The 26028-nt window shown below is 60.3% G+C and carries 26 protein-coding genes; all 26 read left to right on the top strand.

Translation table 11 applies throughout. From position 1 onward, the window contains the following. Window positions 1-15: 15 nt before the first annotated feature. The 26 genes from fliF to ACYZT4_RS13235 all read left to right on the top strand — a co-directional run bounded on the left by fliF (window position 16) and on the right by ACYZT4_RS13235 (window position 26018). Window positions 16-1803 carry a flagellar basal-body MS-ring/collar protein FliF gene (gene fliF / locus ACYZT4_RS13360; protein ID WP_461988409.1) on the top strand — a complete coding sequence of 596 codons (1788 nt, stop codon included), beginning with the start codon at window positions 16-18 and terminating at the stop codon, window positions 1801-1803. After that, window positions 1796-2815 (top strand): flagellar motor switch protein FliG, encoded by a 1020-nt coding sequence (fliG, locus tag ACYZT4_RS13355; RefSeq protein WP_461988407.1) that lies wholly within the window; start codon window positions 1796-1798, stop codon window positions 2813-2815. The genes fliF and fliG overlap by 8 nt, the downstream gene beginning before the upstream one ends. Window positions 2816-2822: 7 nt before the next feature. Continuing rightward, window positions 2823-3635, top strand: coding sequence for a flagellar assembly protein FliH (gene fliH / locus ACYZT4_RS13350; RefSeq protein ID WP_461988405.1), 813 nt, complete (start codon window positions 2823-2825; stop codon window positions 3633-3635). Next, window positions 3625-4983, top strand: a complete 1359-nt coding sequence (gene fliI, locus ACYZT4_RS13345; RefSeq protein ID WP_461988403.1) for a flagellar protein export ATPase FliI — start codon at window positions 3625-3627, stop codon at window positions 4981-4983. Before fliH ends, fliI begins: the two co-directional genes overlap by 11 nt. Window positions 4984-4989: 6 nt before the next feature. Beyond that, a complete protein-coding gene (gene fliJ, locus ACYZT4_RS13340; RefSeq protein WP_461988401.1) occupies window positions 4990-5439 on the top strand; it encodes a flagellar export protein FliJ in 450 nt (149 codons plus the stop codon). A 127-nt stretch (window positions 5440-5566) separates the two neighbouring features. Further along, on the top strand, window positions 5567-5872 hold the full coding sequence (locus tag ACYZT4_RS13335) for an STAS domain-containing protein (protein WP_461988400.1): 306 nt from the start codon (window positions 5567-5569) through the stop codon (window positions 5870-5872). A gap of 5 nt (window positions 5873-5877) precedes the next feature. Next, window positions 5878-7584: an ATP-binding SpoIIE family protein phosphatase gene (locus tag ACYZT4_RS13330; protein WP_461988673.1), complete on the top strand. Its 1707-nt coding sequence runs from the start codon at window positions 5878-5880 to the stop codon at window positions 7582-7584. Window positions 7585-7614: 30 nt separating this feature from the next. Next, on the top strand, window positions 7615-7983 hold the full coding sequence (locus ACYZT4_RS13325) for an Hpt domain-containing protein (protein ID WP_461988399.1): 369 nt from the start codon (window positions 7615-7617) through the stop codon (window positions 7981-7983). An 82-nt stretch (window positions 7984-8065) separates the two neighbouring features. Next, complete coding sequence (locus tag ACYZT4_RS13320) at window positions 8066-9457, top strand: flagellar hook-length control protein FliK (protein ID WP_461988397.1); 1392 nt, start codon at window positions 8066-8068, stop codon at window positions 9455-9457. Window positions 9458-9681: 224 nt separating this feature from the next. After that, the gene (gene fliL / locus ACYZT4_RS13315) at window positions 9682-10182 is read left to right on the top strand and encodes a flagellar basal body-associated protein FliL (RefSeq protein ID WP_461988396.1); all 501 of its coding nucleotides are present in this window, start codon (window positions 9682-9684) and stop codon (window positions 10180-10182) included. Window positions 10183-10191: 9 nt separating this feature from the next. Beyond that, window positions 10192-11160: a flagellar motor switch protein FliM gene (fliM, locus tag ACYZT4_RS13310; RefSeq protein ID WP_123409179.1), complete on the top strand. Its 969-nt coding sequence runs from the start codon at window positions 10192-10194 to the stop codon at window positions 11158-11160. A gap of 69 nt (window positions 11161-11229) precedes the next feature. Further along, a complete protein-coding gene (gene fliN / locus ACYZT4_RS13305; protein WP_461988671.1) occupies window positions 11230-11688 on the top strand; it encodes a flagellar motor switch protein FliN in 459 nt (152 codons plus the stop codon). Next, complete coding sequence (gene fliO, locus ACYZT4_RS13300) at window positions 11689-12132, top strand: flagellar biosynthetic protein FliO (RefSeq protein ID WP_461988394.1); 444 nt, start codon at window positions 11689-11691, stop codon at window positions 12130-12132. After that, window positions 12132-12890: a flagellar type III secretion system pore protein FliP gene (gene fliP / locus ACYZT4_RS13295; protein ID WP_461988392.1), complete on the top strand. Its 759-nt coding sequence runs from the start codon at window positions 12132-12134 to the stop codon at window positions 12888-12890. Before fliO ends, fliP begins: the two co-directional genes overlap by 1 nt. Further along, window positions 12887-13156 carry a flagellar biosynthesis protein FliQ gene (fliQ, locus tag ACYZT4_RS13290; protein WP_461988391.1) on the top strand — a complete coding sequence of 90 codons (270 nt, stop codon included), beginning with the start codon at window positions 12887-12889 and terminating at the stop codon, window positions 13154-13156. Before fliP ends, fliQ begins: the two co-directional genes overlap by 4 nt. A 3-nt stretch (window positions 13157-13159) precedes the next feature. Then, complete coding sequence (gene fliR, locus ACYZT4_RS13285) at window positions 13160-13942, top strand: flagellar biosynthetic protein FliR (protein ID WP_461988389.1); 783 nt, start codon at window positions 13160-13162, stop codon at window positions 13940-13942. 2 nt (window positions 13943-13944) lie between these two features. After that, window positions 13945-15084, top strand: a complete 1140-nt coding sequence (gene flhB, locus ACYZT4_RS13280) for a flagellar biosynthesis protein FlhB (RefSeq protein ID WP_461988387.1) — start codon at window positions 13945-13947, stop codon at window positions 15082-15084. Between the two features lie 184 nt (window positions 15085-15268). Then, window positions 15269-17398: a flagellar biosynthesis protein FlhA gene (gene flhA, locus ACYZT4_RS13275; RefSeq protein ID WP_461988386.1), complete on the top strand. Its 2130-nt coding sequence runs from the start codon at window positions 15269-15271 to the stop codon at window positions 17396-17398. Window positions 17399-17409: 11 nt separating this feature from the next. Then, the gene (gene flhF, locus ACYZT4_RS13270) at window positions 17410-18738 is read left to right on the top strand and encodes a flagellar biosynthesis protein FlhF (protein ID WP_461988384.1); all 1329 of its coding nucleotides are present in this window, start codon (window positions 17410-17412) and stop codon (window positions 18736-18738) included. Window positions 18739-18854: 116 nt separating this feature from the next. Beyond that, the gene (gene fleN / locus ACYZT4_RS13265; protein WP_008001746.1) at window positions 18855-19685 is read left to right on the top strand and encodes a flagellar synthesis regulator FleN; all 831 of its coding nucleotides are present in this window, start codon (window positions 18855-18857) and stop codon (window positions 19683-19685) included. Beyond that, window positions 19682-20422 (top strand): RNA polymerase sigma factor FliA, encoded by a 741-nt coding sequence (gene fliA / locus ACYZT4_RS13260; RefSeq protein ID WP_415765170.1) that lies wholly within the window; start codon window positions 19682-19684, stop codon window positions 20420-20422. Before fleN ends, fliA begins: the two co-directional genes overlap by 4 nt. 167 nt (window positions 20423-20589) lie before the next feature. Next, the gene (locus ACYZT4_RS13255; protein WP_024012118.1) at window positions 20590-20961 is read left to right on the top strand and encodes a chemotaxis response regulator CheY; all 372 of its coding nucleotides are present in this window, start codon (window positions 20590-20592) and stop codon (window positions 20959-20961) included. 22 nt (window positions 20962-20983) lie between these two features. Then, window positions 20984-21772 carry a protein phosphatase CheZ gene (locus tag ACYZT4_RS13250; RefSeq protein WP_461988382.1) on the top strand — a complete coding sequence of 263 codons (789 nt, stop codon included), beginning with the start codon at window positions 20984-20986 and terminating at the stop codon, window positions 21770-21772. Between the two features lie 47 nt (window positions 21773-21819). Continuing rightward, window positions 21820-24075 (top strand): chemotaxis protein CheA, encoded by a 2256-nt coding sequence (locus ACYZT4_RS13245; protein ID WP_461988380.1) that lies wholly within the window; start codon window positions 21820-21822, stop codon window positions 24073-24075. Between the two features lie 51 nt (window positions 24076-24126). Then, window positions 24127-25278, top strand: coding sequence for a protein-glutamate methylesterase/protein-glutamine glutaminase (locus ACYZT4_RS13240; protein WP_461988379.1), 1152 nt, complete (start codon window positions 24127-24129; stop codon window positions 25276-25278). Next, window positions 25278-26018, top strand: coding sequence for a flagellar motor protein (locus ACYZT4_RS13235; RefSeq protein ID WP_027922374.1), 741 nt, complete (start codon window positions 25278-25280; stop codon window positions 26016-26018). The genes ACYZT4_RS13240 and ACYZT4_RS13235 overlap by 1 nt, the downstream gene beginning before the upstream one ends. The last annotated feature ends 10 nt before the right edge of the window (window positions 26019-26028 follow it).

Here is a 26028-nt window from a genome sequence, read left to right as displayed (position 1 = left end):
GGACGAGATTGAGTCATGGCAGAAGCAGTCGCCGATAATGTTCCGGCCAAGGCCACCCCGATAGACGGCAAACCGCCGCTGTTCGGCTTGTCCTTCCTGGAAAACCTCTCCGAGATGACCATGTTGCGTCAGGTGGGCCTGTTGGTTGGCCTGGCTGCGAGCGTGGCGATTGGCTTCGCCGTAGTGTTGTGGTCCCAGCAGCCGGACTACCGGCCTCTGTACGGCAGCCTTGCCGGTATGGACGCCAAGCAGGTCATGGACACCCTGGCTGCCGCTGATATTCCCTACACCGTAGAACCGAACTCCGGTGCCTTGCTGGTCAAGGCCGATGACCTGTCCCGTGCGCGAATCAAGCTCGCAGGCGCTGGTGTCACTCCTAGCGACGGCAACATCGGTTTCGAAATCCTCGACAAGGACCAGGGCCTCGGCACCAGCCAGTTCATGGAAGCGACCCGTTATCGTCGCGGCCTCGAAGGCGAACTGGCGCGGACCATCTCCAGCCTGAACAACGTCAAGGGCGCTCGCGTGCACCTGGCGATTCCGAAAAGTTCGGTGTTCGTGCGTGATGAACGCAAGCCAAGTGCCTCGGTTTTGGTCGAGCTGTATTCCGGTCGCTCGCTGGAGCCTGGTCAGGTGCTGGCGATTATCAACCTGGTCGCGACCAGCGTGCCCGAACTCAGCAAGTCGCAGATCACCGTCGTCGATCAGAAGGGCACCTTGCTCTCGGATCAGGCGGAGAACTCCGAACTGACCATGGCCGGCAAGCAATTCGATTACAGCCGTCGCATGGAAAACATGCTCACCCAGCGCGTGCACAACATTCTGCAACCGGTGCTGGGTAACGATCGTTATAAAGCCGAAGTCTCGGCCGACGTCGATTTCAGTGCCGTCGAGTCGACCTCCGAGCAGTTCAACCCGGATCAACCGGCGTTGCGCAGCGAGCAGTCGGTCAACGAACAACGCACCGCCAGCAATGGCCCGCAAGGTGTGCCGGGTGCCCTGAGCAACCAGCCGCCAGCGCCGGCCTCCGCGCCGCAAACCACCGGTGGCGCGACTGCGCAGGCTGGCATGGTGCAGCCGGGCCAGCCACTGCTGGATGCCAACGGTCAGCAAATCATGGACCCGGCGACCGGCCAGCCGATGCTCGCGCCGTACCCGGCAGACAAGCGTCAACAATCCACCAAGAACTTCGAGCTCGACCGTTCCATCAGCCACACCAAACAACAGCAGGGTCGTTTGAATCGCCTGTCGGTGTCGGTGGTGGTGGACGATCAGGTCAAGATCAACGCGGCTAACGGTGAAACCACCCGGGCGCCGTGGAGCGCCGACGAATTGGCACGCTTCACTCGCCTGGTGCAGGACGCCGTCGGTTTCGACGCCAGCCGTGGCGACAGCGTCAGCGTGATCAATATGCCGTTCTCCGCCGAGCGCGGTGAAGTGATTGCCGATATTCCGTTCTACTCCCAGCCGTGGTTCTGGGACATCGTCAAGCAAGTGCTGGGTGTGTTGTTCATCCTGGTGCTGGTGTTCGGCGTGCTGCGCCCCGTGCTCAACAACATCACTGGCGGTGGCAAAGGCAAGCAGCTTGTTGGCTTGGGAAGCGACGTGGAACTCGGCGGCATGGGTGGCCTGGACGGCGAACTGGCCAACGACCGCGTCAGCCTCGGTGGCCCGCAAAGCATCCTGCTGCCGAGCCCGAGCGAAGGCTATGACGCACAGTTGAACGCAATCAAGAGTCTGGTGGCAGAAGATCCGGGTCGCGTGGCCCAGGTCGTGAAAGAGTGGATTAACGCAGATGAGTGATAACCGAGCCGTTGCCGCCAAACTGACCAAGGTCGACAAAGCCGCGATCCTGCTGCTGTCCCTCGGTTCCACCGACGCCGCGCAGGTGCTGCGCCACATGGGGCCCAAAGAGGTCCAGCGTGTGGGTGTGGCCATGGCGCAGATGGGTAACGTGCACCGCGAGCAGGTCGAGCAGGTAATGAGCGAGTTCGTCGACATGGTCGGCGACCAGACCAGCCTGGGCGTCGGCTCCGACGACTACGTGCGCAAAATGCTCACTCAGGCCCTGGGCGAAGACAAGGCCAACGGCCTGATCGACCGGATCCTGCTGGGCGGCAACACCAGTGGCCTCGACAGCCTGAAGTGGATGGAGCCGCGCGCCGTCGCCGACGTGATCCGTTACGAGCACCCGCAGATCCAGGCGATCGTCGTGGCGTATCTCGACCCGGATCAGGCCGGTGAAGTGCTGGGCAACTTTGACCACAAAGTGCGTCTGGACATCATTCTGCGGGTTTCCTCGCTGAACACCGTACAGCCAGCCGCCCTGAAAGAACTCAACCAGATTCTCGAGAAGCAGTTCTCCGGCAACTCGAATGCCTCGCGCACCACCCTGGGTGGCATCAAGCGTGCGGCCGACATCATGAACTTCCTCGACAGCTCGATCGAAGGCCAGTTGATGGACTCGATCCGCGAAGTCGACGAAGACCTGTCCGGTCAGATCGAAGACCTCATGTTCGTGTTCAACAACCTGTCGGATGTCGACGACCGCGGGATTCAGGCGCTGTTGCGCGAAGTGTCTTCCGACGTGCTGGTCCTGGCCCTCAAGGGTTCGGACGAAGGCGTCAAGGAAAAGATCTTCAAGAACATGTCCAAACGGGCGGCCGAACTGTTGCGCGACGACCTCGAGGCCAAAGGCCCGGTACGCGTCAGCGACGTGGAAACCGCACAGAAAGAAATCCTCACCATTGCTCGCCGTATGGCCGAAGCCGGAGAAATCGTTCTCGGCGGGAAGGGCGGCGAAGAGATGATCTAAGGTCACTATGTCGTCCAAACATGATGAGTCCAACACCGACCTGATCCGTGGCAAGGCCGTCGATGGTTTCGACGTCTGGTCGCTGCCGAGCTTCGACCCGCATGTGCCGGAACCCGAGCCGGAACCTGAGCCCGAGCCTCCGGAAATGGAAGAAGTGCCGCTGGAAGAAGTCCAGCCACTGACCCTCGAAGAACTCGAAAGCATTCGTCAGGAGGCCTACAACGAGGGCTTTGCGACCGGCGAAAAAGAAGGTTTTCACAGCGCTACGCTCAAGGTCCGTCAGGAAGCGGAGGCTGCCCTGACGCCGAAAGTCGCGGCGCTTGAGCAATTGATGGCCAACCTGTTCGAGCCGATCGCCGAGCAGGACACGCAGATCGAAAAGTCGCTGGTCGACCTCGTGCAGCACATCACCAAACAGGTGATTCAGCGCGAACTGGCGATTGATTCGACACAAATCGAACACGTCATGCGCGATGCCCTCAAGCTGTTGCCGCTGGGCGTGGGTAACGTGCGGTTGTACATCAATCCGCAGGATTTCGAACAGGTCAAAGCCCTGCGCGAGCGGCATGAAGAAACCTGGCGCATTGTCGAAGACGAGGCGTTGTTGCCCGGCGGTTGCCGGGTCGAGACTGAGCACAGTCGCATCGACGCCACGGTTGAAACCCGCGTGGCCCGGGTCATGGACAAGCTGTTTGACCAATTGCACGAACAGGCCTTGCACCCTGCCGCGCCGGACTTGAGCCTGGAACTGCCGGTCGCCAGCAAACCTGCAACCCCTGCAAGCGCCGACGCCGGACCGGAAGCAGCCGATGCGCCTTGATCGCACCAGCTTCGCCAAGCGACTGGGCAGTTACGCCGAGGCCACGGAACTGGCCGGCGCACCGATCCTCGAAGGCCGCCTGCTGCGCATGGTCGGCCTGACCCTCGAAGCCGAGGGCTTGCGTGCCGCCATGGGCAGCCGCTGCATGGTCATCAACGACGACAGTTATCACCCCGTGCAGGTCGAAGCCGAAGTCATGGGCTTCTCCGGCAGCAAAGTGTTTCTGATGCCCGTCGGCAGCGTAGCCGGCATCGCGCCCGGCGCCCGCGTGGTGCCGTTGGCCGACACCGGTCGCTTGCCGATGGGCATGAGCATGCTCGGCCGGGTGCTCGATGGCGCGGGTCGTGCGCTGGACGGCAAGGGCGGGATGAAGGCTGAAGACTGGGTGCCGATGGACGGCCCGACGATCAACCCGCTCAAGCGTCACCCGATCAGCGAACCGCTGGACGTCGGCATCCGTTCCATCAACGGTTTGTTGACGGTCGGTCGTGGCCAGCGGCTCGGGCTGTTCGCCGGTACCGGCGTCGGCAAGAGTGTGCTGCTGGGCATGATGACTCGCTTCACCGAGGCCGACATTATTGTCGTCGGGCTGATCGGTGAGCGCGGTCGTGAAGTCAAGGAATTCATCGAGCACATCCTCGGTGAAGAAGGCCTCAAGCGTTCGGTCGTCGTCGCCTCGCCGGCGGATGACGCGCCGCTGATGCGTCTGCGCGCGGCGATGTACTGCACGCGGATCGCCGAATATTTTCGCGACAAGGGCAAGAACGTCCTGTTGCTGATGGACTCCCTGACGCGTTTCGCCCAGGCTCAGCGGGAAATTGCCCTGGCCATTGGCGAGCCGCCAGCCACCAAGGGTTATCCGCCGTCGGTGTTCGCCAAGTTGCCGAAACTGGTGGAGCGCGCCGGTAACGCCGAGAAGGGCGGCGGCTCGATCACCGCGTTCTACACCGTGCTGTCCGAAGGTGATGACCAGCAGGACCCGATCGCCGACGCAGCGCGAGGCGTGCTCGACGGCCACATCGTCCTGTCCCGACGCCTGGCTGAAGAAGGGCATTATCCGGCCATCGATATCGAAGCGTCCATCAGCCGGGTCATGCCGTCGGTGGTGTCGCCGGAGCACATGCGCCGCGCGCAGTATTTCAAGCAGCTGTGGTCGCGTTACCAACAGAGTCGTGACTTGATCAGCGTGGGCGCCTATGTCGCCGGCGGTGATCGGGAAACCGACCTGGCGATTTCCCTGCAACCGCAGTTGGTCAAATACCTGCAACAGGGATTGAACGACAGCATCAGCCTGGGCGAAAGCGAAGCCTATCTCGGCTCGATCTTCGCGCCTGCGGCTGGCGGGTAACCGATCATGGCCCAGAGTCGGGCGGGGCGGCTGGCGCCGGTGGTCGAAATGGCCGAAAAGGTCGAAAAGACCGCCGTCCAGCGTCTGGGCCACTTTCAGGGTCAGGTTCGCCTGGCTGAAAGCAAGCTCGCCGACCTCGAAGCCTTTCGTCTCGACTATCAGGAACAGTGGATCGTGCGCGGCAGCAGCGGCGTTTCGGGCCAGTGGTTGCTCGGCTATCAGGGCTTTCTGGCGCAACTCGGCGTGGCCATCGATCAGCAGCGTCAAAGCCTGGCGTGGCATCAGAATAATCTGAACAAGGCGCGGGAAACCTGGCAGCAGGCGTTTGCCCGGGTCGAAGGTTTGCGCAAGCTGGTACAGCGCTATGCCGATGAAGCAAGGGTGCTGGAAGACCGGCGCGAGCAGAAGCTGCTGGATGAATTGTCCCAGCGGTTGCCGCGCGAGAGTCCGTATTGAGTCAGGCGGGCCACGTTATCGTTCTTCGCAATTTCAAGGACGCCAGATGATTTCCAGCCTTGCCCGAGCCTCTACCAGGTGCTAAACCTTGTACAAGCATGTTCACCAATGACAAGGAAGCCGTTCAATGTCAGTCGTTACCGAAGTCTCCCCGAATGGGCAAAAGCTGACGATATCGATCAAGGGACGATTCGATTTCGCCAAGCATCAGGAATTTCGTGAGTCCTACGAAAACCTCCAGCCGAAACCCGATTTCTTCGAAGTGAACCTCAAGGACGCCACGTACCTCGACAGTTCGGCGCTCGGCATGTTGTTGCTGCTGCGTGATCACGCCGGTGGCGAGAACGCCGAGATCACTTTGAGCCACGCCAATGCCGATGTGCGCAAGATTCTCGCCATCTCCAACTTCGAACAAATCTTCGACGTGGCATGAGTGTCGTGCAACCGTTGTTCGAATCACTGACGATATTGATCGCCGAAGACAGCGCGGCCGATCGCATGCTGCTGTCGAGCATCGTCCGTCGCCAGGGCCATGAAGTACTCACAGCGGCGAACGGTGCCGAAGCGGTCAATGCGTTTCGCCAGCAACGGCCGCAACTGGTGCTGATGGACGCCATGATGCCGGTGATGGACGGTTTCGAGGCGGCCCGACAGATCAAGGCACTGGCCGGGGAAACCCTGGTGCCGATCATCTTCCTGACGTCGCTCACCGAGAGCGAAGCCCTGGCTCGCTGTCTGGAGGCGGGCGGCGACGACTTTCTGGCAAAGCCCTACAACCAGGTGATCCTCGCCGCCAAAATCAAGGCGATGGATCGCTTGCGACGGTTACAAGCCACCGTGCTGCAACAGCGTGACCAGATCGCCAGGCATCACGATTACCTGCTCAACGAGCAGCGTGTGGCCAAGGCCGTTTTCGACAAGGTCGCCCATTCCGGTTGCCTCAACGCGCCTAACATCCGTTACCTGCAATCGCCCTATGCGCTGTTTAATGGCGATCTGCTGCTGGCGGCATTTACCCCGGCCGGCGACATGCACGTGATGCTCGGCGATTTCACCGGTCACGGTTTGCCGGCGGCCGTTGGGGCGATGCCCCTGGCTGAAGTCTTCTACGGCATGACGGCGAAGGGTTACGGTTTGTCGGAAACCCTGCGCGAGATGAACGCGAAGCTCAAGCGTATTTTGCCGGTGGACATGTTCTGTTGCGCGACCTTGCTCAGCCTGAGTTTCCAGCGACGTTCCGTTGAAGTCTGGAATGGCGGGATGCCAGACGGTTATCTGCACAGCATCGCCAGTGGCGAGCGCACCCCGCTGAAGGCGCGGCATTTGCCGCTTGGGGTGCTGAACCCGCAGACGTTCGATGACCGCACCGAAGTGTTTCCGATGGCCGTCGGTGACCGGGTTTTCCTGTTGTCCGACGGGGTGATCGACACCTGCGACGCCCATGAGCAGTTGTTTGGTGTCGAGCGATTGCAGCAGGTGTTTGCCGCCAATCGTCAGCCCGACCAGCTGTTTGAGGACATTGAACAGGCGCTGCGGGATTTTCGCGGCGAGGCCCGTGACGATGTCAGCATGGTCGAAATCAGCCTGCTGGAGGCGGCGCAGCTCAGTCCGCCGGCCCTGGTCTATTCCGATAGCGGCCAGTCCTGCCCGCTGGACTGGTCGGTGAGTTTCGAGTTTCGCGCCGCGACCCTGAAACGCTTCAACCCGCTACCCTATCTGTTGCAATTACTGCTGGAAGTCCATGGTCTGCGCGCCCAGAGCGGCGCGCTTTACAGTGTGCTTGCCGAGCTGTATTCCAATGCACTGGAACATGGTGTGCTGGGCCTGGATTCAAGCCTCAAGCGCAATGCCTCGGGGTTTGCCCGCTATTATCAGCAGCGCAATACGCGTCTGGACGAGCTACAGGATGGCTATGTGCGGGTGCATTTGCAGGTGATGCCAAAGGACGAGGGTGGTTGCCTGACGATTCGGGTCGAAGACAGTGGCAAGGGTTTTGATGTTGAGCGGGTGATGGCGCGCCCGGTGGATGGTATCCGTCTGTCGGGACGTGGCGTCAGTCTGATCCGGCAATTGAGCCATAACGCTTGTTGGTACGACGATGGTCGAACTGCCCGCGTGGAATTTTTCTGGGAGGCTCTGGCATAATCCACGCATTCTTGATCAAGGAGTGAGCAAGTGGCTGACACACATCTGGACCGCGACGTGCTGAGCGCGTTGCAAGAGGTCATGGAGGATGAGTATTCAATGTTGCTGGATACGTTCCTCGCCGATTCCGTAGAGCGCCTGAATCTTTTACTCAAGGCTGGCGATGCCGAAACGCTCGGCGCCACGGCGCACAGTTTCAAGGGCAGTTGCAGCAACATGGGGGCTGCCCGCCTTGCGCAGCTGTGCCATGAGCTTGAGCAGCGCAGCAAACATATTCCGCTGCAAGGCATCGAGAAGCTGGTGGCAGCAATAGATGGGGAATTTGCCATTATTCGTCCTCTCTATGAAGCCGAACGTCAGCGGTCTCTCTCGGACAATGCGACCGTCCGACGTTTTTAATGCCGTTCTAATGAAGCTGGCTCAACCCTTGCAGTGATCTCCGTAACTGTACAAACGATTTCAGTGCAGCGGAGACCGTTTCATGCCCGTTACCCCCAATATTCTTCTTCAGGCCGCCGCGCAGTCCAAGACTCAAGCCACCTCCGCCAATACCCCGGCGCAGGCCGCTGATGGCGGGGACAAGGCGTCCAGCTTCGCTCAGGTTTACGCCAGTCAGGCTCAGAGCAAACCCTCTGTGACGACTGACGGATCGGCGAAGCCAGACGATAAAACCCCCGACAGCCCCGGCAAAAATGACATCGGCAACGACAAATCTGCCGCCCCGGACCCTGCGGTTGCCGATAGCGGCAATTCCTTGCCCGCCGACAAACCGGCGCTGATTGATGACACGACGGCCAGTGATGACGCGTTGGACGCGGCACAAACCCCGACCGCTGACACTGCGCCGACTGATCCGACGCTCGATCCTTCTTTGCTGCCAGAACTTCAAGTTCTGGTGACGACGCCTGTTCCGGTTGCGGCGCCGGTGGTGGTGACTGCGCAGCCTCAAGTGGAGGTGCCTGCGGCCCCGGCAATCACCGCGGTGAAAACGCCCGCTACCGCACCGGCACCGGCACCTGCGGTGGCCGATGGCGATTTCGATCCCGAAGCCGATCCGCTCGATGACTTGCCGGCCGTGCGCCTGGCAATGGAGCAGAGTGGTCATATTTCCGCCTCCAGTCAGGCGCAACCAAAAGCAGCGCCGACGTCGTCACACGCTCAAGCGGATGGCGAACCCACCTCGGCGCAGAACTTTACAGCCGGCATGGCGAGCATGCTCGATGTGCAGACTGACAAGGACAGTACCGATCAGGGCGGCGAGAAAGCGTTCAGCGGGCTGATCGACGGTGGCCTCAAGGATCTGAAGTCGGCCAGCAGCGATACCCGCGTCGATGATTTCGCCAACCGTCTGGCGGCACTGACCCAGGCTGCCACGCCTAAGACCGCGAATGCGTTGCCGGTGAATCAACCCATTGCCATGCACCAGAGCGGCTGGACCGAAGAAGTGGTGAACCGGGTCATGTATTTGTCCAGCGCCAACCTCAAGGCGGCTGACATTCAGTTGCAACCGGCTGAACTGGGGCGTCTCGATATTCGGGTAAACATGGTTCCCGACCAGCAGACCCAAGTGACTTTCATGAGCGCAAACCCAAGCGTTCGCGAAGCGCTGGATGGCCAGATGCATCGCTTGCGTGACATGTTCACGCAGCAGGGCATGGGACAGGTCGACGTCAATGTGTCCGATCAGTCGCGTGGCTCGCAGGGGCAGGGTCAGCAACAGGCTCAGCAAGGGCAGCAGGGCCAGAGCGGACGCACCAGCGCCAGCGGCGGTCGCATCGATGGCATGGACGAAGAACTCGCGCCAACGGTCGCTGAAGTGACGGCCAATACGACTAGCGTGATCGGTTCGAGCGCTGTCGACTACTACGCCTGATCCACAGTTGAAATCCCCTGTGGGAGCTGGCTTGCCAGCGATGGCGGTCTGTCAGTGACATCTATGTCGTTTGGCACTCCGTCATCGCTGGCAAGCCAGCTCCCACAGGCTCGGCGTTCGCTGGACATTCGCTGTATCCCATCCCCCTCTGACATTTCTGGCATAACACTTGCTCTTGCCTTGCCGTGCGACTGTGAAAACCCGATTAGTGACGGATTATTGGCATGGCGAAGAGCGAAGCAGCAGTAAAAGACCCCGCAACCAAAGGCAAACTCAAGCTGATCATTGTGATCGTGGTGGCCCTGCTGCTGGCGATCGGCTTGTCCGTGGGAGCGACGTGGTTCTTCATGCACGGTGGCCAGAGCAAGCCTGATGTCGCGGCCGAAACCGCTCCGGCGGGCAAGCAACCTGCGATTTTCGAACCCATGGCACCGGCCTTCGTGGCCAATTACAACCAGAACGGCCGTCAGCGCTACATGCAGGTGAGCATCACCATGCAGGGCCGTAACCAAGCCGATCTCGAGGCACTCAAAGTGCACATGCCGGTGATCCGCAACAACCTGGTCATGCTGTTCTCCGGGCAGGATTTCGCCACGCTGGCATCGCCGGTCGGTCAGGAAATGTTGCGTCAGAAGGCCACGGCCAGCGTTCAGGAAGTGGCGCAGAAAGAACTCGGCAAAGTGGTCATCGAACAGTTGCTTTTCACTAATTTCGTACTGCAGTAGGAACACGACATGGCCGTGCAAGACCTGCTGTCCCAGGATGAGATCGATGCGCTGTTGCATGGTGTCGACGATGGTCTGGTACAGACCGATACCGCTGCCGAGCCCGGCAGCGTCAAAAGCTACGACCTGACTAGCCAGGATCGCATCGTCCGCGGACGTATGCCGACCCTGGAAATGATCAACGAGCGTTTCGCCCGTTACACCCGCATCAGCATGTTCAACATGCTGCGCCGCTCGGCGGACGTTGCCGTCGGTGGTGTGCAGGTCATGAAGTTTGGCGAATATGTGCACTCGCTGTACGTGCCGACCAGTCTCAACCTGGTCAAGATCAAACCGCTGCGCGGTACGGCGCTGTTCATCCTCGACGCCAAGCTGGTGTTCAAGTTGGTGGACAACTTCTTCGGCGGCGACGGCCGTCACGCGAAGATCGAAGGGCGTGAATTCACCCCGACCGAGCTGCGTGTGGTGCGCATGGTGCTGGAGCAGGCCTTCATCGATTTGAAGGAAGCCTGGCAGGCGATCATGGAAGTGAATTTCGAGTACATCAACTCGGAAGTGAACCCGGCCATGGCCAACATCGTCGGTCCGAGCGAAGCCATTGTGGTGTCGACGTTCCACATCGAGCTCGATGGCGGTGGCGGCGATCTGCACGTAACCATGCCGTACTCGATGATCGAGCCGGTACGCGAAATGCTCGACGCCGGCTTCCAGTCGGACCTCGACGACCAGGACGAACGCTGGGTCAATGCCCTGCGCCAGGACGTACTCGACGTCGACGTGCCGATCGGTGCCACGGTTGCCCGCCGCCAGCTGCGTCTGCGCGACATCCTGCACATGCAGCCGGGGGACATTATCCCGGTGGAAATGCCGGAAGAAATGATCATGCGCGCCAACGGCGTGCCTGCATTCAAGGTCAAGATGGGCTCGCACAAAGGCAACCTCGCGTTGCAAGTGATCGAGCCGATCGAGCGCCGCTGACCGGCGCTCGCCCACATTCGCTTTTAACTGACGGTTGCCCATACAAGGGTTGCCCGCCGAGGACACATGATGGCTGACGATATGAATACCCAGGACGACCAGGCACTGGCTGATGAATGGGCTGCAGCCCTGGAAGAAACCGGCGACGCCGGGCAGGACGACATTGACGCCTTGCTGGCCGCCGACGCTGCGAGCTCGCCGTCCAACCGTCTGCCGATGGAAGAATTCGGCAGCGTGCCGAAAAACAATGATCCGGTGAGCATGGAGGGTCCGAATCTGGACGTGATCCTTGACATCCCGGTGTCGATTTCCATGGAAGTCGGCAGCACCGACATCAACATCCGCAATCTGCTGCAACTCAACCAGGGCTCGGTGATCGAGCTTGATCGTCTGGCCGGCGAGCCGCTGGATGTGCTGGTCAACGGTACTTTGATCGCTCACGGCGAAGTGGTGGTGGTCAACGAGAAGTTCGGCATCCGCCTGACCGACGTGATCAGCCCAAGCGAACGTATCAAGAAGCTGCGCTGAGTGAAAAAGGTTCTGGGGTTGTTATTGGCCTTGCCGTTCAGCGTTCTGGCGGCCGAACCGGCAGCGACTGCGGCCGCGGCGGTTACACCTGCTGTCAGTAGCGGTGTGGCGGGGCAATTGACGCAACTGGTGCTCGGCTTGCTGCTGGTGCTGGGGTTGATCTTCTTCCTCGCCTGGATGCTGCGCCGGGTCCAGCAGGCCGGGCCTGCGGGCAAAGGGCAAGTGATCGAGCTGATCGGCTCCCGGGCGCTCGGCCCTCGCGACCGTTTGATGCTGGTGCAGGTCGGCAACGAACAGATTCTGCTCGGGTTGAGCCCCGGCAGCATCACTGCTTTGCATGTGCTCAAGGAGCCGGTGCAGGTGCCGGCCACCGAGAAAGCCACCCCGGAGTTTGCCCAGCGTCTGATGGAGCTGTTGGGCAAGGATCAGAAGGATAAGAAGTAATGGGTGCGCTACGCATCATTTTGACACTGGCCCTCGTGCTGGCCGCGCCGCTGGCGTTCGCCGCCGACCCGCTGTCGATCCCGGCGATCACTTTGGGAACCAATGCCCAGGGCGCTCAGGAATACTCGGTCAGCCTGCAAATCCTGCTGATCATGACCGCGCTGAGTTTCATTCCAGCGTTCGTCATGCTGATGACCAGTTTCACCCGGATCATCATTGTCTTCTCGATCCTGCGCCAGGCCTTGGGCTTGCAGCAGACGCCGTCGAACCAGATCCTCACGGGGATGGCGCTGTTCCTGACGCTGTTCATCATGGCGCCGGTGTTTGACCGTGTGAATCAGGATGCCTTGCAGCCTTATCTGGCGGAAAAACTCACCGCGCAGGATGCCGTGGCCAAGGCCCAGGTGCCGATCAAGGACTTCATGCTCGCGCAAACCCGCAGCAGCGATCTGGAGCTATTCATGCGCTTGTCCAAGCGCACTGACATCGCCACGCCGGATGCGGCGCCGCTGACCATTCTGGTGCCGGCGTTCGTTACCTCCGAATTGAAAACCGCGTTCCAGATCGGCTTCATGATCTTCATTCCGTTCCTGATCATCGACCTTGTCGTCGCGAGTGTATTGATGGCCATGGGCATGATGATGCTCTCGCCGCTGATTATTTCCCTGCCATTTAAAATCATGCTGTTCGTGCTGGTGGATGGCTGGGCGTTGATCATCGGGACATTGGCCAGCAGCTTCGGCGGTGTCTCGCCATGACGCCGGAAGTCGCGGTAGACATCTTTCGCGAAGCGCTCTGGCTGACCACCATGATGGTTGCCGTGCTGGTGATTCCGAGTTTGCTGGTGGGCTTGCTGGTGGCGATGTTCCAGGCCGCCACCCAGATCAACGAACAGACCCTGAGCTTTCTCCCGCGCCTGCTGGTGATGCTGGTCACGCTGATCGTCGCCGGTCCGTGGATGGTGCAGACTTTCATGGAATACATCGTGCAGTTGTACGGCAACATTCCTCGGGTCATCGGCTAAGCCATGTCTTTGCTGCAGCTGACCGATACCCAGATCAGTACCTGGGTCGCCTCGTTCATCTTGCCGCTGTTTCGCATCGGCGCGGTCCTCATGACCATGCCGATCTTCGGCACAACCCTCGTGCCATCCCGTGTGCGCCTGTACTTTGCTCTGGCAATCACGGTGGTCGTCGTGCCCGGCCTGCCACCGATGCCGCAGGTGCATGCGCTGGACCTGAGCGCACTGATGCTGATTGCCGAGCAGATCATTATTGGCGCCTTGATGGGCCTGTCACTCCAGCTGTTCTTTCAGGCTTTTGTCGTCGCCGGGCAGATCATCTCGATTCAGATGGGCATGGGCTTCGCCTCGATGGTCGACCCTACCAACGGCGTGTCGGCGGCAGTGATCGGACAGTTCCTGACCATGCTCGTGACCTTGCTGTTTCTCGGCATGAACGGGCATCTGGTGGTATTCGAAGTGCTGACGGAGAGCTTCACCACGTTGCCAGTTGGCAGTGCAATGCTGGTCAATCATTTTTGGGAAATGGCCAACAAGCTGGGTTGGGTGCTGGGCGCGGCGATGCTTCTGGTGATGCCGGCGATCACCGCGTTGCTGGTGGTCAACATCGCCTTCGGCGTGATGACGCGCGCGGCGCCGCAGCTGAACATTTTCTCCATCGGTTTTCCGTTGACCCTGGTGCTGGGCCTGGTGATTTTCTGGGTCAGCCTCGGCGACATTCTCAATCAGTATCAGCCGCTGGCCACCGAGGCCCTGCAGTTGTTACGTGATATGGCACAGGCGCGCTAGCCATGGCCGAAAGCGAGAGTGGTCAGGACAAAACAGAAGACCCCACGGACAAACGCAAAAAGGACTCCAGGGACAAGGGCGAGATTGCCCGATCCAAAGAGCTCAATACCCTGGCGACCATGCTCGCGGGCGCCGGCGGGTTGTTGATCTACGGTGGCGGGCTGGCTCAGGATCTGCTGGAAATCATGCGCCTGAACTTTTCCCTGCCAAGGGACGTGTTGCTTGATCCGGGGCAGATGGGCCAGTACTTGTTGCATTCGGGCAAGATCGCGATTCTGGCGGCGCAGCCGATCCTGCTGACTCTGCTGCTGGCCGCCTTTCTGGGGCCGATTTCCCTCGGTGGCTGGTTGTTCTCCCCCCAGTCCATGGCCCCGAAATTCAGCCGGATGAATCCGGCGGCGGGCCTAAAACGGATGTTCTCCAGCACAGCGTTGATCGAGTTGCTGAAGGCACTGGCCAAGTTTCTGTTGATCCTCTTCGTCGCCTTGTCCGTCCTGCGTTCGGACATTGATGATCTGTTGCGCATTGCCCACGAACCGCTGGAACAGGCGATTATCCACAGCGTGCAACTGGTGGGCTGGAGCACATTGTGGATGGCGTGCGGGCTGATCCTGATTGCGGCCGTGGACGTGCCGGTGCAGCTTTACCAGACCCACAAAAAATTGCTGATGACCAAGCAGGAAGTGCGAGACGAGCACAAGGATCAGGAAGGGCGGCCGGAAGTCAAACAGCGGATTCGCCAGTTGCAGCGCGAGATGTCCCAGCGGCGAATGATGGCTGCGGTTCCCGAGGCAGACGTGGTCATCACCAACCCGACTCACTACGCCGTGGCGCTCAAGTACGATCCGGAAAAGGGCGGCGCGCCGATGCTGATTGCCAAGGGCAGCGATTTCCTGGCGTTAAAGATTCGTGAAATCGCCGTAGCCAATGAAGTGCTGTTGCTGGAATCGCCGGCGCTGGCGCGTTCGATCTATTACTCCACCGAGCTCGAGCAGGAAATTCCTGGCGGGCTTTATCTGGCGGTCGCTCAAGTGCTGGCGTACGTCTACCAGATCCGCCAGCATCGCGCGGGCAAGGGCAAACGGCCGGAACCGCTCAAGGATGATTTGCCGATTCCGCCGGATCTGCGGCGCGATTCCTGATTTTTGTGCTGGTCGTGCTGACGCCTTCGCGGGCAAACCCACGAAGGCGTCCACCCAGACGATACAAATCCCCTGATAACCCCCTCTGTTCCAAACCCCCGCAAAAGTTGGAAGGCTTCTTGCAGTACCCCCTCTGCGCCTGCTTCGGGCGTCAAAAGTTTGCTTTAAGGAACGGGGAAAACCGGTGGATCGCTCTCAGTTTATCAACAGTGCCCGCACCAACGTCGCCGACCTGAGTCGGGGCAATCTGGGTGTGCCGCTGTTGCTGCTGGTCATGCTGGCCATGATGATGTTGCCGGTGCCGCCGTTCCTGCTGGACGTGTTTTTCACGTTCAACATTGCGCTGTCGATCGTCGTCCTGCTGGTCTGCGTCTACGCCTTGCGGCCACTGGATTTTGCGGTGTTTCCGACGATCCTGCTGGTGGCGACATTGCTGCGACTCGCACTCAACGTGGCCTCCACGCGAGTGGTCATGCTCCACGGTCAGGACGGCCACGCCGCTGCCGGTAAGGTGATCCAGGCCTTCGGTGAGGTGGTGATCGGCGGTAACTACGTGGTCGGTATCGTGGTCTTCGCGATTTTGATGATCATCAACTTCGTCGTGGTGACCAAGGGCGCCGGGCGGATTTCCGAGGTGAGCGCGCGCTTCACCCTCGATGCGATGCCCGGCAAACAAATGGCGATCGATGCCGATTTGAACGCCGGCCTGATCGACCAGAACCAGGCCAAACTGCGCCGGATGGAAGTCGCCCAGGAAGCCGAGTTCTACGGTTCCATGGACGGTGCGAGCAAGTTCGTGCGCGGTGACGCCATCGCCGGTCTGCTGATTCTGTTCATCAACCTGATCGGCGGCATGGCGGTCGGTATCTTCCAGCACGGCATGACCTTCGGCGATGCGGGGCGGGTGTATGCGCTCCTGACCATCGGTGACGGTTTGGTGGCGCAATTGCCATCACTGTTGTTATCGACAGCAGCCGCGATCATGGTGACCCGTGCTTCCGGTTCGGAAGACATGGGCAAACAGATCAATCGTCAGATGTTCGCCTCGCCCAAGGCGCTGGCCGTGGCGGCGGGTTTGATGGCAGTCATGGGCCTGGTGCCCGGCATGCCGCACTTCTCGTTCCTGAGCATGGCGGCCGTCGCCGCCGGTGGCGCTTACCTGTTCTGGAAAAAGCAGAACACCGTGAAAGTGCAGGCCCTGCAGGAGGTCAAGCGTCAGCAGGAACTGCTGCCATCGCCGGCCCGTGCTCAGGAAACCAAAGAACTCGGCTGGGATGACGTGACCCCGATCGACATGATCGGCCTCGAAGTCGGCTATCGTCTGATCCCACTAGTGGACCGCAATCAGGGTGGTCAGCTGCTGGCGCGGATCAAGGGCGTGCGCAAGAAGCTGTCCCAGGACTTGGGCTTCCTGATGCCGACTGTGCATATCCGTGACAACCTCGACCTCGCGCCGAGCGCTTACCGTCTGACCTTGATGGGCGTTATCCTCGCGGAAGCGGAGATTTACCCGGACCGCGAGCTGGCGATCAACCCCGGTCAGGTCTACGGTTCGCTTAATGGCATAACCGCCAAAGATCCGGCTTTTGGGCTGGAGGCGGTCTGGATCGAAATCAGCCAGCGTGCCCAGGCGCAATCCCTCGGTTACACCGTGGTCGATGCCAGTACGGTAGTGGCTACCCACTTGAACCAGATTCTGTACAAGCATTCCAGTGAGCTGATCGGCCACGAGGAAGTGCAGCAACTCATGCAATTGCTGGCCAAAAGCTCGCCAAAACTGGCGGAAGAGTTGGTGCCGGGCGTGGTCTCGTTGTCGCAGCTGCTCAAGGTTCTGCAAGCGTTGCTGGCCGAGCAGGTGCCCGTTCGCGACATTCGCAGCATCGCCGAGGCCATCGCCAACAATGCCGCCAAGAGTCAAGATACTGCCGCGCTGGTGGCCGCGGTGCGCGTCGGCGTATCCCGCGCAATCGTCCAAAGCATTGTAGGCACTGACTCTGAGCTACCCGTTATCACCCTGGAGCCAAGGTTGGAACAGATATTGCTCAATAGTCTTCAGAAGGCAGGACAAGGCTCGGAAGAGGGCGTTCTGCTGGAGCCAAGCATGGCAGAGAAGCTGCAGCGCTCGTTGATCGAAGCGGCGCAGCGTCAGGAAATGCAAGGTCAACCGGTGATTCTGCTGGTGGCCGGCCCGGTTCGCGCCATGTTGTCGCGATTTGGCCGACTGGCAGTCCCGGGTTTGCATGTGTTGGCTTATCAGGAAATTCCTGACAACAAGCAAGTGACCATCGTTGCGACAGTAGGGCCCAACGGCTGAGGTAGTGGTTTATGCAAGTTAAGCGTTTTTTCGCCGCCGATATGCGTCAGGCCATGAAACTGGTTCGTGATGAGCTGGGCGCTGATGCCGCCATCATTGGCAACCGCCGGATCGCCGGTGGTGTCGAGCTGACGGCTGCGCTCGATTACAAATTGTCGGCGCTGGCCCCGCGTGTTCCGAACATGGAACTCGAGGATGAGCTGCGCAAGACCCAGTCGCGGATCGTGACCGCCCAGGCCGAATTGAGCCTGCGCAGTGAAGGCGAGAGCGACAAGAGCACCAATCGCCAGTTGTTCGCCGGCCTGCCACTGACCGCCGCCGAGCCGCTGATCGAACCGACTTACGCTGAGCCTCGTCGCGCCGCACCGGCCCCTGCGCCTGCCTCGGGCGGTGTTGACCCGCGTGCATTCGACTCGATGCGTTTCGAACTCAACAGCCTGCGTGAACTGATGGAAGTGCAACTCGGCTCGCTGGCCTGGAATCAGCTGCAAGGCAGCCGTCCGGCTCAGGCCAACCTGTGGCGCCGTCTGCAGCGCATCGGTTTGTCCGGCCCGTTGTCCCGCGATCTGCTGGAGCTGATCACCGATATCGACGAACCCCGTCAGGCCTGGCGCATGCTGCTGGCGCATCTGGCGCGGATGATTGCCACACCGGAAGTCGAGCCGCTGGAAGAGGGTGGTGTGATCGCCATGGTCGGCCCTGCCGGCATGGGCAAGACCACCACGCTGGCCAAGCTCGCAGCCCGTTACGTGCTCAAGTACGGCGCGCAGAACATCGCGCTGGTGAGCATGGACAGCTACCGCATCGGTGCCCAGGAACAGCTCAAGACTTTGGGTCGAATCCTTAACGTGTCGGTGACCCACGTCGATCCGGGCCAGTCCCTGGTCCAGGCGCTGGAGCCGTTGCTGCGCAAACGCGTGGTGCTGATCGATACCGCGGGCCTGCAGGCCAGCGATCCGGCGCTGCGCATGCAGCTCGAAAGCCTGGCCGGTCGTGGCATCAAATCAAAAAATTACCTGGTTCTCGCAACCACCAGCCAGAAACAGGTTCTAACGGCCGCTTATCACAGTTACAAGCGCTGCGGGCTCGCTGGCTGCATCCTGACTAAACTGGATGAAACGGCAAGTCTGGGCGAAGTGTTGAGCCTGGCAATCAGTCATGAGTTGCCGGTGGCTTACCTGACCGATGGACCGCGGATTCCGGATGATTTGCATCTGCCGCGTCGGCATCAGTTGGTCAGTCGCGCCGTCAGCGTGCAAATGCAGGAAGAACCCAGCGAAGAAGCCATGGCTGACATGTTCGCTGATATTTACCACAGCCCGACCAAGCAGGTCGGCTGAGGTATCAATGAAAAGTTTTTGTACCTACATCGATGGTCTGCCATGCATTGTTCCGGTTGAGAACGCGCAGCCAGTAATGTGGCCTCCGTCTATGCAAGACAAGGTAAAGAAATAACATGGGCAGCATGCATCCCGTACAGGTGATCGCGGTGACCGGCGGCAAAGGTGGCGTCGGCAAGACTAACGTGTCAGTGAACTTGTCCCTGGCTCTGGCTGAGCTCGGCCGACGCGTCATGCTGTTGGACGCCGATCTGGGACTGGCGAACGTTGACGTTCTGCTGGGACTGACACCAAAACGTACCCTGGCCGACGTGATCGAAGGCCGCTGTGAGCTGCGCGACGTCCTGTTGCAGGGCCCCGGCGGCATCCGCATCGTCCCGGCCGCATCAGGCACCCAGAGCATGGTGCATTTGAGCCCGGCGCAGCACGCCGGTCTGATCCAGGCATTCAGCGATATCGGCGACAACCTCGACGTGCTGGTGATCGACACCGCTGCAGGTATCGGTGACTCGGTAGTCAGTTTTGTTCGCGCCGCGCAGGAAGTCCTGCTGGTGGTCTGCGACGAGCCGACTTCGATCACTGACGCCTACGCACTGATCAAACTGCTGAACCGCGACTACGGCATGAACCGCTTCCGCGTCCTGGCCAACATGGCCCAGAGCCCGCAGGAAGGCCGCAACCTGTTCGCCAAGTTGACTAAGGTCACGGACCGCTTCCTGGACGTCGCCCTGCAATATGTCGGCGCGGTGCCTTACGACGAAAGCGTGCGCAAGGCGGTTCAAAAGCAGCGCGCAGTCTATGAAGCTTTCCCGCGTTCCAAGTGCTCCCTGGCGTTCAAGGCCATCGCACAAAAGGTCGATACCTGGCCGCTGCCCGCCAACCCGCGCGGGCACCTGGAGTTTTTCGTCGAGCGCCTCGTGCAACAAACGGCAGGGCCCGTGCTATGACATCCAGCGGTTACAACCTCTACAAGAAGTCGGCACGTGACGCGCAGTACGAGCTGATCGAGCGTTACGCGCCATTGGTCAAACGCATTGCCTATCACTTGCTGGCGCGACTGCCGGCCAGTGTCCAGGTCGAAGACCTGATCCAGGCCGGGATGATCGGCCTGCTTGAAGTGTCGACCAAATATGACGCCAGCAAAGGCGCGAGTTTCGAGACGTACGCGGGCATACGAATCCGCGGCGCGATGCTCGATGAAGTTCGCAAGGGGGACTGGGCGCCACGTTCGGTCCACCGCAATACCCGCATGGTCAGCGACGCTATTCGCTCGATTGAAGCAAAAACCGGTCGTGACGCTAAAGATCACGAGGTTGCGGCCGAACTCCAATTGAGTCTCGACGATTACTACGGGATCTTGAACGACACCCTGGGCAGCCGGTTATTCAGTTTCGACGATCTGTTGCAGGACGGCGAACACGAAGGGCTGCACGAGGATGGCGCAAGTGCTCATCTCGAGCCGTCACGCGATCTGGAAGATGAACGCTTCCAGGCGGCGCTGGCGGACGCGATTGCCAATTTGCCGGAGCGTGAGCGACTGGTGTTGGCGCTGTACTACGACGAAGAGCTGAATCTCAAGGAAATCGGTGAAGTCCTGGGGGTCAGCGAATCTCGGGTCAGCCAGTTACACAGCCAGTGCGCGGCCCGTTTGCGGGGGCGTTTGGGGGAGTGGCGAGCGCGCTGAAGGCAGTGTGGGGACACTGCGAACGAGGCTGGTGTGGTGTTGAACTGCGCCGGTCTCGATCTGTTGTGCTCCAGACAGTCATCGAATGCTTTGCCGGATTGATTGAAATGGCGCGTCCAGGTGCTGGGCGCGTTTAAGACTGCTTGGAGGTCGAATTGGACAAGAACATGAAAATCCTCATCGTTGATGACTTCTCAACGATGCGGCGGATCATAAAAAACCTGTTGCGTGACCTTGGGTTCACCAACACGGTCGAGGCCGACGATGGCACTACTGCCATTCCGGTGCTCAACAGCGGCAGCATCGACTTTCTGGTAACGGACTGGAACATGCCCGGCATGACCGGTATCGACCTGCTGCGCCACGTGCGCGCCGATGAAAAGCTCAAGCACTTGCCAGTGCTGATGGTCACCGCTGAAGCCAAGCGCGAGCAGATCATCGAAGCGGCCCAGGCCGGTGTTAACGGCTATGTGGTCAAACCCTTCACGGCCCAGGCGTTGAAAGACAAAATCGAGAAGATTTTCGAACGCATCGGTTGAGAAGTTGCGCCACGGGGGAGCTATGGACCACAAAGAATCTTCACAGGGCGATTTTGAATCGACCCTGAAAAAACACGCGGTCGAACTGGTTGAGAGCCTCGAAAAAGGCAAGTTCGGCGACGCTGTGCAACTGATCCATGAGCTCAACCAGACCCGTGACCGCGGCCTGTATCAGGAAGTTGGCAAACTCACCCGTGAGTTGCATAGCGCGATCGTCAATTTCCAGATTGACCCGAACATGCCGCAAGCCGAGGAAGTGTCCCAGATCACCGACGCCACCGAGCGTCTGGGGTATGTGGTCAAGCTGACTGAGGCCGCGGCCAACCGCACCATGGACCTGGTGGAAAACGCCACGCCGCTGGTCAACCGCCTGAGTGATGAAGCCCAGGCATTGAGCACCGACTGGGGACGGTTCATGCGTCGCGAAGTCGGGGCTGAGGAGTTCCGCGAACTGGCCCGGCGAGTCGACGGTTTTCTACTGCGCAGCAGCGAAGACGGTCGCGCCGTGTCGAGCAACCTCAACGACATCCTGCTCGCCCAGGATTATCAGGACCTCACCGGTCAAGTGATCAAGCGTGTGACCCAACTGGTCACCGAAGTGGAAAGCAACTTGCTCAAGCTCGTACTCATGGCCAGCCAGGTGGACCGCTTCGCGGGCATCGAACATGACCGTGACGCGATGCTTGCAGAAAAAGATCCGCAAAAACATCTCTCTCAGGGTGAAGGTCCGCAGATTCATGCCGATAAAAGAGAAGACGTTGTGTCCGGTCAGGACGATGTGGACGATTTGCTATCCAGCCTAGGGTTTTAGAATTTTAGGTATTTTAGGTTTTTAGACCTGTTAGGAGCACCCCCTTAATGAGCTTCGGCGCCGATGAAGAAATCCTTCAGGATTTTCTGGTTGAGGCCGGCGAGATTCTAGAGCAACTGTCCGAACAGCTGGTCGAGCTAGAAAGCCGACCGGATGATGCGGATTTGCTCAATGCAATTTTTCGCGGTTTTCACACTGTAAAAGGGGGCGCCGGCTTCCTCCAGCTCAACGAGCTGGTGGAGTGCTGTCACATCGCCGAGAACGTGTTCGACATCCTGCGCAAGGGTGAGCGTCGCGTCGACTCGGAACTGATGGACGTGGTTCTCGAAGCGCTGGACGCGGTGAACAGCATGTTCACTGAAGTCCGCGAACGCAGCCCGATCACGCCTGCTACACCTGAATTGCTCGCGGCGCTGGCCCGTCTGGCCGAGCCGCAATCCGCCGATCAAGCCGCGCCTGTGGCTGAGCTGGAACAACCGGCTGCCGAAGCCGAATCGGGCGACATTACCGATAACGAATTTGAACAACTGCTGGACTCGCTGAACGCCGTCAAGGCTCAGGCCGAGGCGCCAGTGGCTGCTCCAGTCACTTCTGCCGATGCGGCAGCCAGCGATGAAATCACCGATGCCGAGTTCGAGTCGTTGCTCGACCAATTGCACGGCAAAGGCCAGTTCGCCGTAGATGCGGTGGCCGCATCGGCTGCACCTGCTCCCGCCGCGCCCGCTGCACCAAAAGCGCCAGGCGATAGCTCCGACATTACCGACGACGAATTCGAGGCACTGCTCGATCAACTGCACGGCAAGGGCAACTTTGCCGTCGATGCGCTGGAATCGGCGATTGCTTCGGTCCCGACCCCGGCTGCAACCGCCGCAGCGGCGGGCGGTGATCTGATCTCCGATCACGAATTCGAATCGCTGCTCGACGAATTGCACGGTAAAGGCAAGTTCACGGAAGTCGGCACCGGTTCTGCCGCGTCTTCGGTGGCAACGCCTGTCGCCAAAGCCCCGGCACCTGTCGCCAAGGCACCCGCGCCAAAAGCCGAAACACCCAAGCCTGCTGCCGCTGCTGCCGCTGCTGCACCGGCACCTGCCCGCGCACCGTCCGCGCCACCGGGGGAAAAACCGGCCAGCGAAGCCGAGACTACCGTAAGGGTCGACACCGCGCGACTCGACGAAATCATGAACATGGTCGGCGAGTTGGTACTGGTGCGTAACCGTCTGGTTCGCCTGGGTGCCAACAGCGCCGATGAGGCCATGTCCAAAGCCGTATCGAACCTTGACGTGGTCACCGCCGACCTGCAAACCGCGGTCATGAAGACCCGGATGCAGCCCATCAAGAAAGTCTTCGGGCGCTTCCCGCGCCTGGTTCGTGACCTGGCTCGCCAGCTCAAGAAAGAGATCAACCTGGAGCTGGTCGGCGAAGAAACCGACCTCGACAAAAACCTCGTCGAGGCCCTGGCCGACCCGTTGGTCCACTTGGTGCGCAACTCGGTCGATCACGGTATCGAAGAGCCGGCCGAGCGCGAAGCGATGGGCAAGCCGCGCAGCGGCAAAGTGATTCTGTCCGCCGAACAGGAAGGCGACCACATCCTGCTGTCCATCTCCGATGACGGCAAGGGCATGGACGCCGATGTTCTGCGCGGTATCGCGGTCAAGAAAGGCCTGATGGACAAGGATGCGGCAGACCGCCTCAGCGAGTCCGACTGCTTCAACCTGATCTTCGCGCCGGGCTTCTCGACCAAGACCGAGATCTCCGACGTGTCCGGTCGTGGCGTGGGCATGGACGTGGTGAAAACCAAGATCGCCCAGCTCAACGGCACCATCAATATCTACTCGACCAAGGGCAAGGGCTCGAAGATCGTCATCAAGGTCCCGTTGACCCTGGCGATCATGCCGACGCTGATGGTCATGCTCGGCAACCAGGCGTTTGCGTTCCCGCTGGTGAACGTCAACGAGATCTTCCACCTCGACCTGTCGCGCACCAACGTGGTGGACGGTCAGGAAGTGGTGATCGTGCGGGACAAGGCGCTGCCACTGTTTTACCTCAAGCGCTGGCTGGTCAGCTCCGCTGCTCACGAAGAGCAGCGCGAAGGCCATGTGGTGATCCTTTCGGTGGGCACCCAGCGGATCGGCTTCGTCGTCGATCAACTGGTGGGCCAGGAAGAAGTGGTCATCAAGCCATTGGGCAAAATGCTCCAGGGAACCCCGGGCATGTCGGGCGCCACCATCACCGGTGACGGCCGCATTGCGCTGATTCTCGATGTGCCGAGCATGCTCAAGCGTTACGCCGCACGGCGTATTTGATTCTGGAGGGCGCGGGGCGACTGAGCCTCGCTCCCGCCTAACGGAGTGTTTATGGTAGTCAAAGTCCTGGTGGTGGACGATTCGGGGTTTTTCCGCCGCCGCGTCTCGGAAATTCTTTCAGCGGATGCGAACATCCAGGTTGTCGGCACGGCGACCAACGGCAAAGAAGCGATCGATCAGGCACTGGCACTCAAGCCGGACGTGATCACCATGGACTACGAGATGCCAATGATGGACGGCATCACGGCGGTGCGGCACATCATGCAGCGCTGCCCGACGCCGGTGTTGATGTTCTCCTCGCTGACCCACGAAGGCGCCCGGGTCACCCTGGATGCGCTGGACGCCGGCGCGGTGGATTTCCTGCCGAAGAATTTCGAAGATATTTCGCGCAATCCCGAGAAGGTCAAGCAACTGCTGTGCGAGAAGATTCTCAGCATCTCGCGCAGTAATCGCCGTGTCAGCACCTACAGCGCGCCGGCCCCCGTTGCCGCGGCAGCTCTGGCAGTTCCGACACCTGCGCCTTCCAGCATTGGCAGTTATGGCCACAGCGCTGCGGCACGTCCGGCGCCAATTCCGGCTCGCGCACCTGTTCATGCGCCTGCTCATGCTTACGCACCGTCGTCGCCAGCGCCGAAACGCAAAGCCTACAAGCTGGTTGCCATCGGCACGTCCACCGGCGGACCGGTTGCCCTGCAACGCGTATTGACGCAATTGCCGGCGAATTTTCCGGCCCCGATCGTCTTGATCCAGCACATGCCGGCAGCCTTCACCAAGGCGTTCGCGGAGCGACTGGACAAGCTCTGCCGCATCAGCGTCAAGGAAGCCGAGGATGGTGACATCCTGCGTCCGGGCCTGGCGCTGCTGGCGCCGGGTGGCAAGCAAATGATGATCGACGGCCGTGGCGCGGTGAAAATCCTGCCGGGCGACGAGCGTCTGAACTACAAGCCCTGCGTGGACATCACGTTCGGTTCCGCAGCCAAAACCTACGGCGACAAAGTTCTGGCGGTCGTCTTGACCGGCATGGGCGCCGACGGTCGTGAAGGCGCGCGCCTGCTCAAGCAGGGCGGCAGTTCGATCTGGGCTCAGGATGAAGCGAGCTGCGTGATCTACGGCATGCCGATGGCAATCGTCAAAGCCGAACTCGCCGATGCGGTGTACGGCCTCGACGATATTGGCAAACACCTGGTTGAGGCGTGTATCTGATGGATGTATTGAGCCTTATCGGCATCATCATGGCGTTCGTCGCCATCATCGGCGGTAACTACCTGGAAGGCGGCCACCTCGGCGCGCTCGCCAACGGTCCGGCCGCGTTGATCGTACTCGGCGGGACCATCGGCGCGGCATTGCTGCAGTCGCCGATGAGCGCGTTCAAGCGTGCCATGCAGATTCTCGGCTGGATTCTGTTTCCGCCGCGGGTGGACCTGGCCGGCGGCATTGATCGCGTTGTGAACTGGAGCCTGACCGCACGCAAGGAAGGTCTGCTCGGGCTGGAAGGGGTGGCCGACGCCGAACCCGACAGCTACTCGCGCAAAGGCCTGCAGCTGCTGGTGGACGGTGCCGAACCGGAAGCGATCCGGAGCATCCTGGAAGTGGATTTCTACACCCAGGAAAGCCGCGACATCGAAGCCGCCAAAGTCTTCGAAAGCATGGGTGGTTACGCGCCGACCATCGGCATCATCGGTGCGGTGATGGGCCTGATTCACGTCATGGGCAACCTGGCCGATCCGACTCAGTTGGGCAGCGGCATTGCCGTAGCCTTCGTCGCCACCATCTATGGTGTGGCCAGTGCCAACCTGGTGTTGCTGCCGATTGCCTCCAAACTCAAGTCCGTCGCGCTGCGTCAGTCGCGTTATCGCGAAATGCTGCTGGAAGGCATTCTGTCGATCGCCGAAGGTGAAAACCCACGCTCTATTGAGTTGAAGCTTCAGGGCTTCATGGATTGATGGGAGTAAT

The sequence above is a fragment of the Pseudomonas sp. GB2N2 genome, assembly GCF_054897705.1.
The sequence above is the reverse complement of the archived record's forward strand: the minus strand, read 5'-3'. Positions and strand labels throughout refer to the sequence as shown.

Coding starts and splice junctions, on each gene's coding strand:
- ACYZT4_RS13250 (WP_461988382.1), top strand. CDS start 20,984: ATGGACCACAAAGAATCTTCACAGGGCGATTTTGAATCGACCCTGAAA.
- ACYZT4_RS13235 (WP_027922374.1), top strand. CDS start 25,278: ATGGATGTATTGAGCCTTATCGGCATCATCATGGCGTTCGTCGCCATC.
- fliN (WP_461988671.1), top strand. CDS start 11,230: ATGGCTGACGATATGAATACCCAGGACGACCAGGCACTGGCTGATGAA.
- fliG (WP_461988407.1), top strand. CDS start 1,796: ATGAGTGATAACCGAGCCGTTGCCGCCAAACTGACCAAGGTCGACAAA.
- ACYZT4_RS13255 (WP_024012118.1), top strand. CDS start 20,590: ATGAAAATCCTCATCGTTGATGACTTCTCAACGATGCGGCGGATCATA.
- ACYZT4_RS13320 (WP_461988397.1), top strand. CDS start 8,066: ATGCCCGTTACCCCCAATATTCTTCTTCAGGCCGCCGCGCAGTCCAAG.
- fliI (WP_461988403.1), top strand. CDS start 3,625: ATGCGCCTTGATCGCACCAGCTTCGCCAAGCGACTGGGCAGTTACGCC.
- flhB (WP_461988387.1), top strand. CDS start 13,945: ATGGCCGAAAGCGAGAGTGGTCAGGACAAAACAGAAGACCCCACGGAC.
- fliF (WP_461988409.1), top strand. CDS start 16: ATGGCAGAAGCAGTCGCCGATAATGTTCCGGCCAAGGCCACCCCGATA.
- ACYZT4_RS13245 (WP_461988380.1), top strand. CDS start 21,820: ATGAGCTTCGGCGCCGATGAAGAAATCCTTCAGGATTTTCTGGTTGAG.
- fleN (WP_008001746.1), top strand. CDS start 18,855: ATGGGCAGCATGCATCCCGTACAGGTGATCGCGGTGACCGGCGGCAAA.
- fliJ (WP_461988401.1), top strand. CDS start 4,990: ATGGCCCAGAGTCGGGCGGGGCGGCTGGCGCCGGTGGTCGAAATGGCC.
- ACYZT4_RS13335 (WP_461988400.1), top strand. CDS start 5,567: ATGTCAGTCGTTACCGAAGTCTCCCCGAATGGGCAAAAGCTGACGATA.
- fliL (WP_461988396.1), top strand. CDS start 9,682: ATGGCGAAGAGCGAAGCAGCAGTAAAAGACCCCGCAACCAAAGGCAAA.
- fliP (WP_461988392.1), top strand. CDS start 12,132: ATGGGTGCGCTACGCATCATTTTGACACTGGCCCTCGTGCTGGCCGCG.
- fliM (WP_123409179.1), top strand. CDS start 10,192: ATGGCCGTGCAAGACCTGCTGTCCCAGGATGAGATCGATGCGCTGTTG.
- fliR (WP_461988389.1), top strand. CDS start 13,160: ATGTCTTTGCTGCAGCTGACCGATACCCAGATCAGTACCTGGGTCGCC.
- flhF (WP_461988384.1), top strand. CDS start 17,410: ATGCAAGTTAAGCGTTTTTTCGCCGCCGATATGCGTCAGGCCATGAAA.
- fliA (WP_415765170.1), top strand. CDS start 19,682: ATGACATCCAGCGGTTACAACCTCTACAAGAAGTCGGCACGTGACGCG.
- fliH (WP_461988405.1), top strand. CDS start 2,823: ATGTCGTCCAAACATGATGAGTCCAACACCGACCTGATCCGTGGCAAG.
- fliQ (WP_461988391.1), top strand. CDS start 12,887: ATGACGCCGGAAGTCGCGGTAGACATCTTTCGCGAAGCGCTCTGGCTG.
- ACYZT4_RS13240 (WP_461988379.1), top strand. CDS start 24,127: ATGGTAGTCAAAGTCCTGGTGGTGGACGATTCGGGGTTTTTCCGCCGC.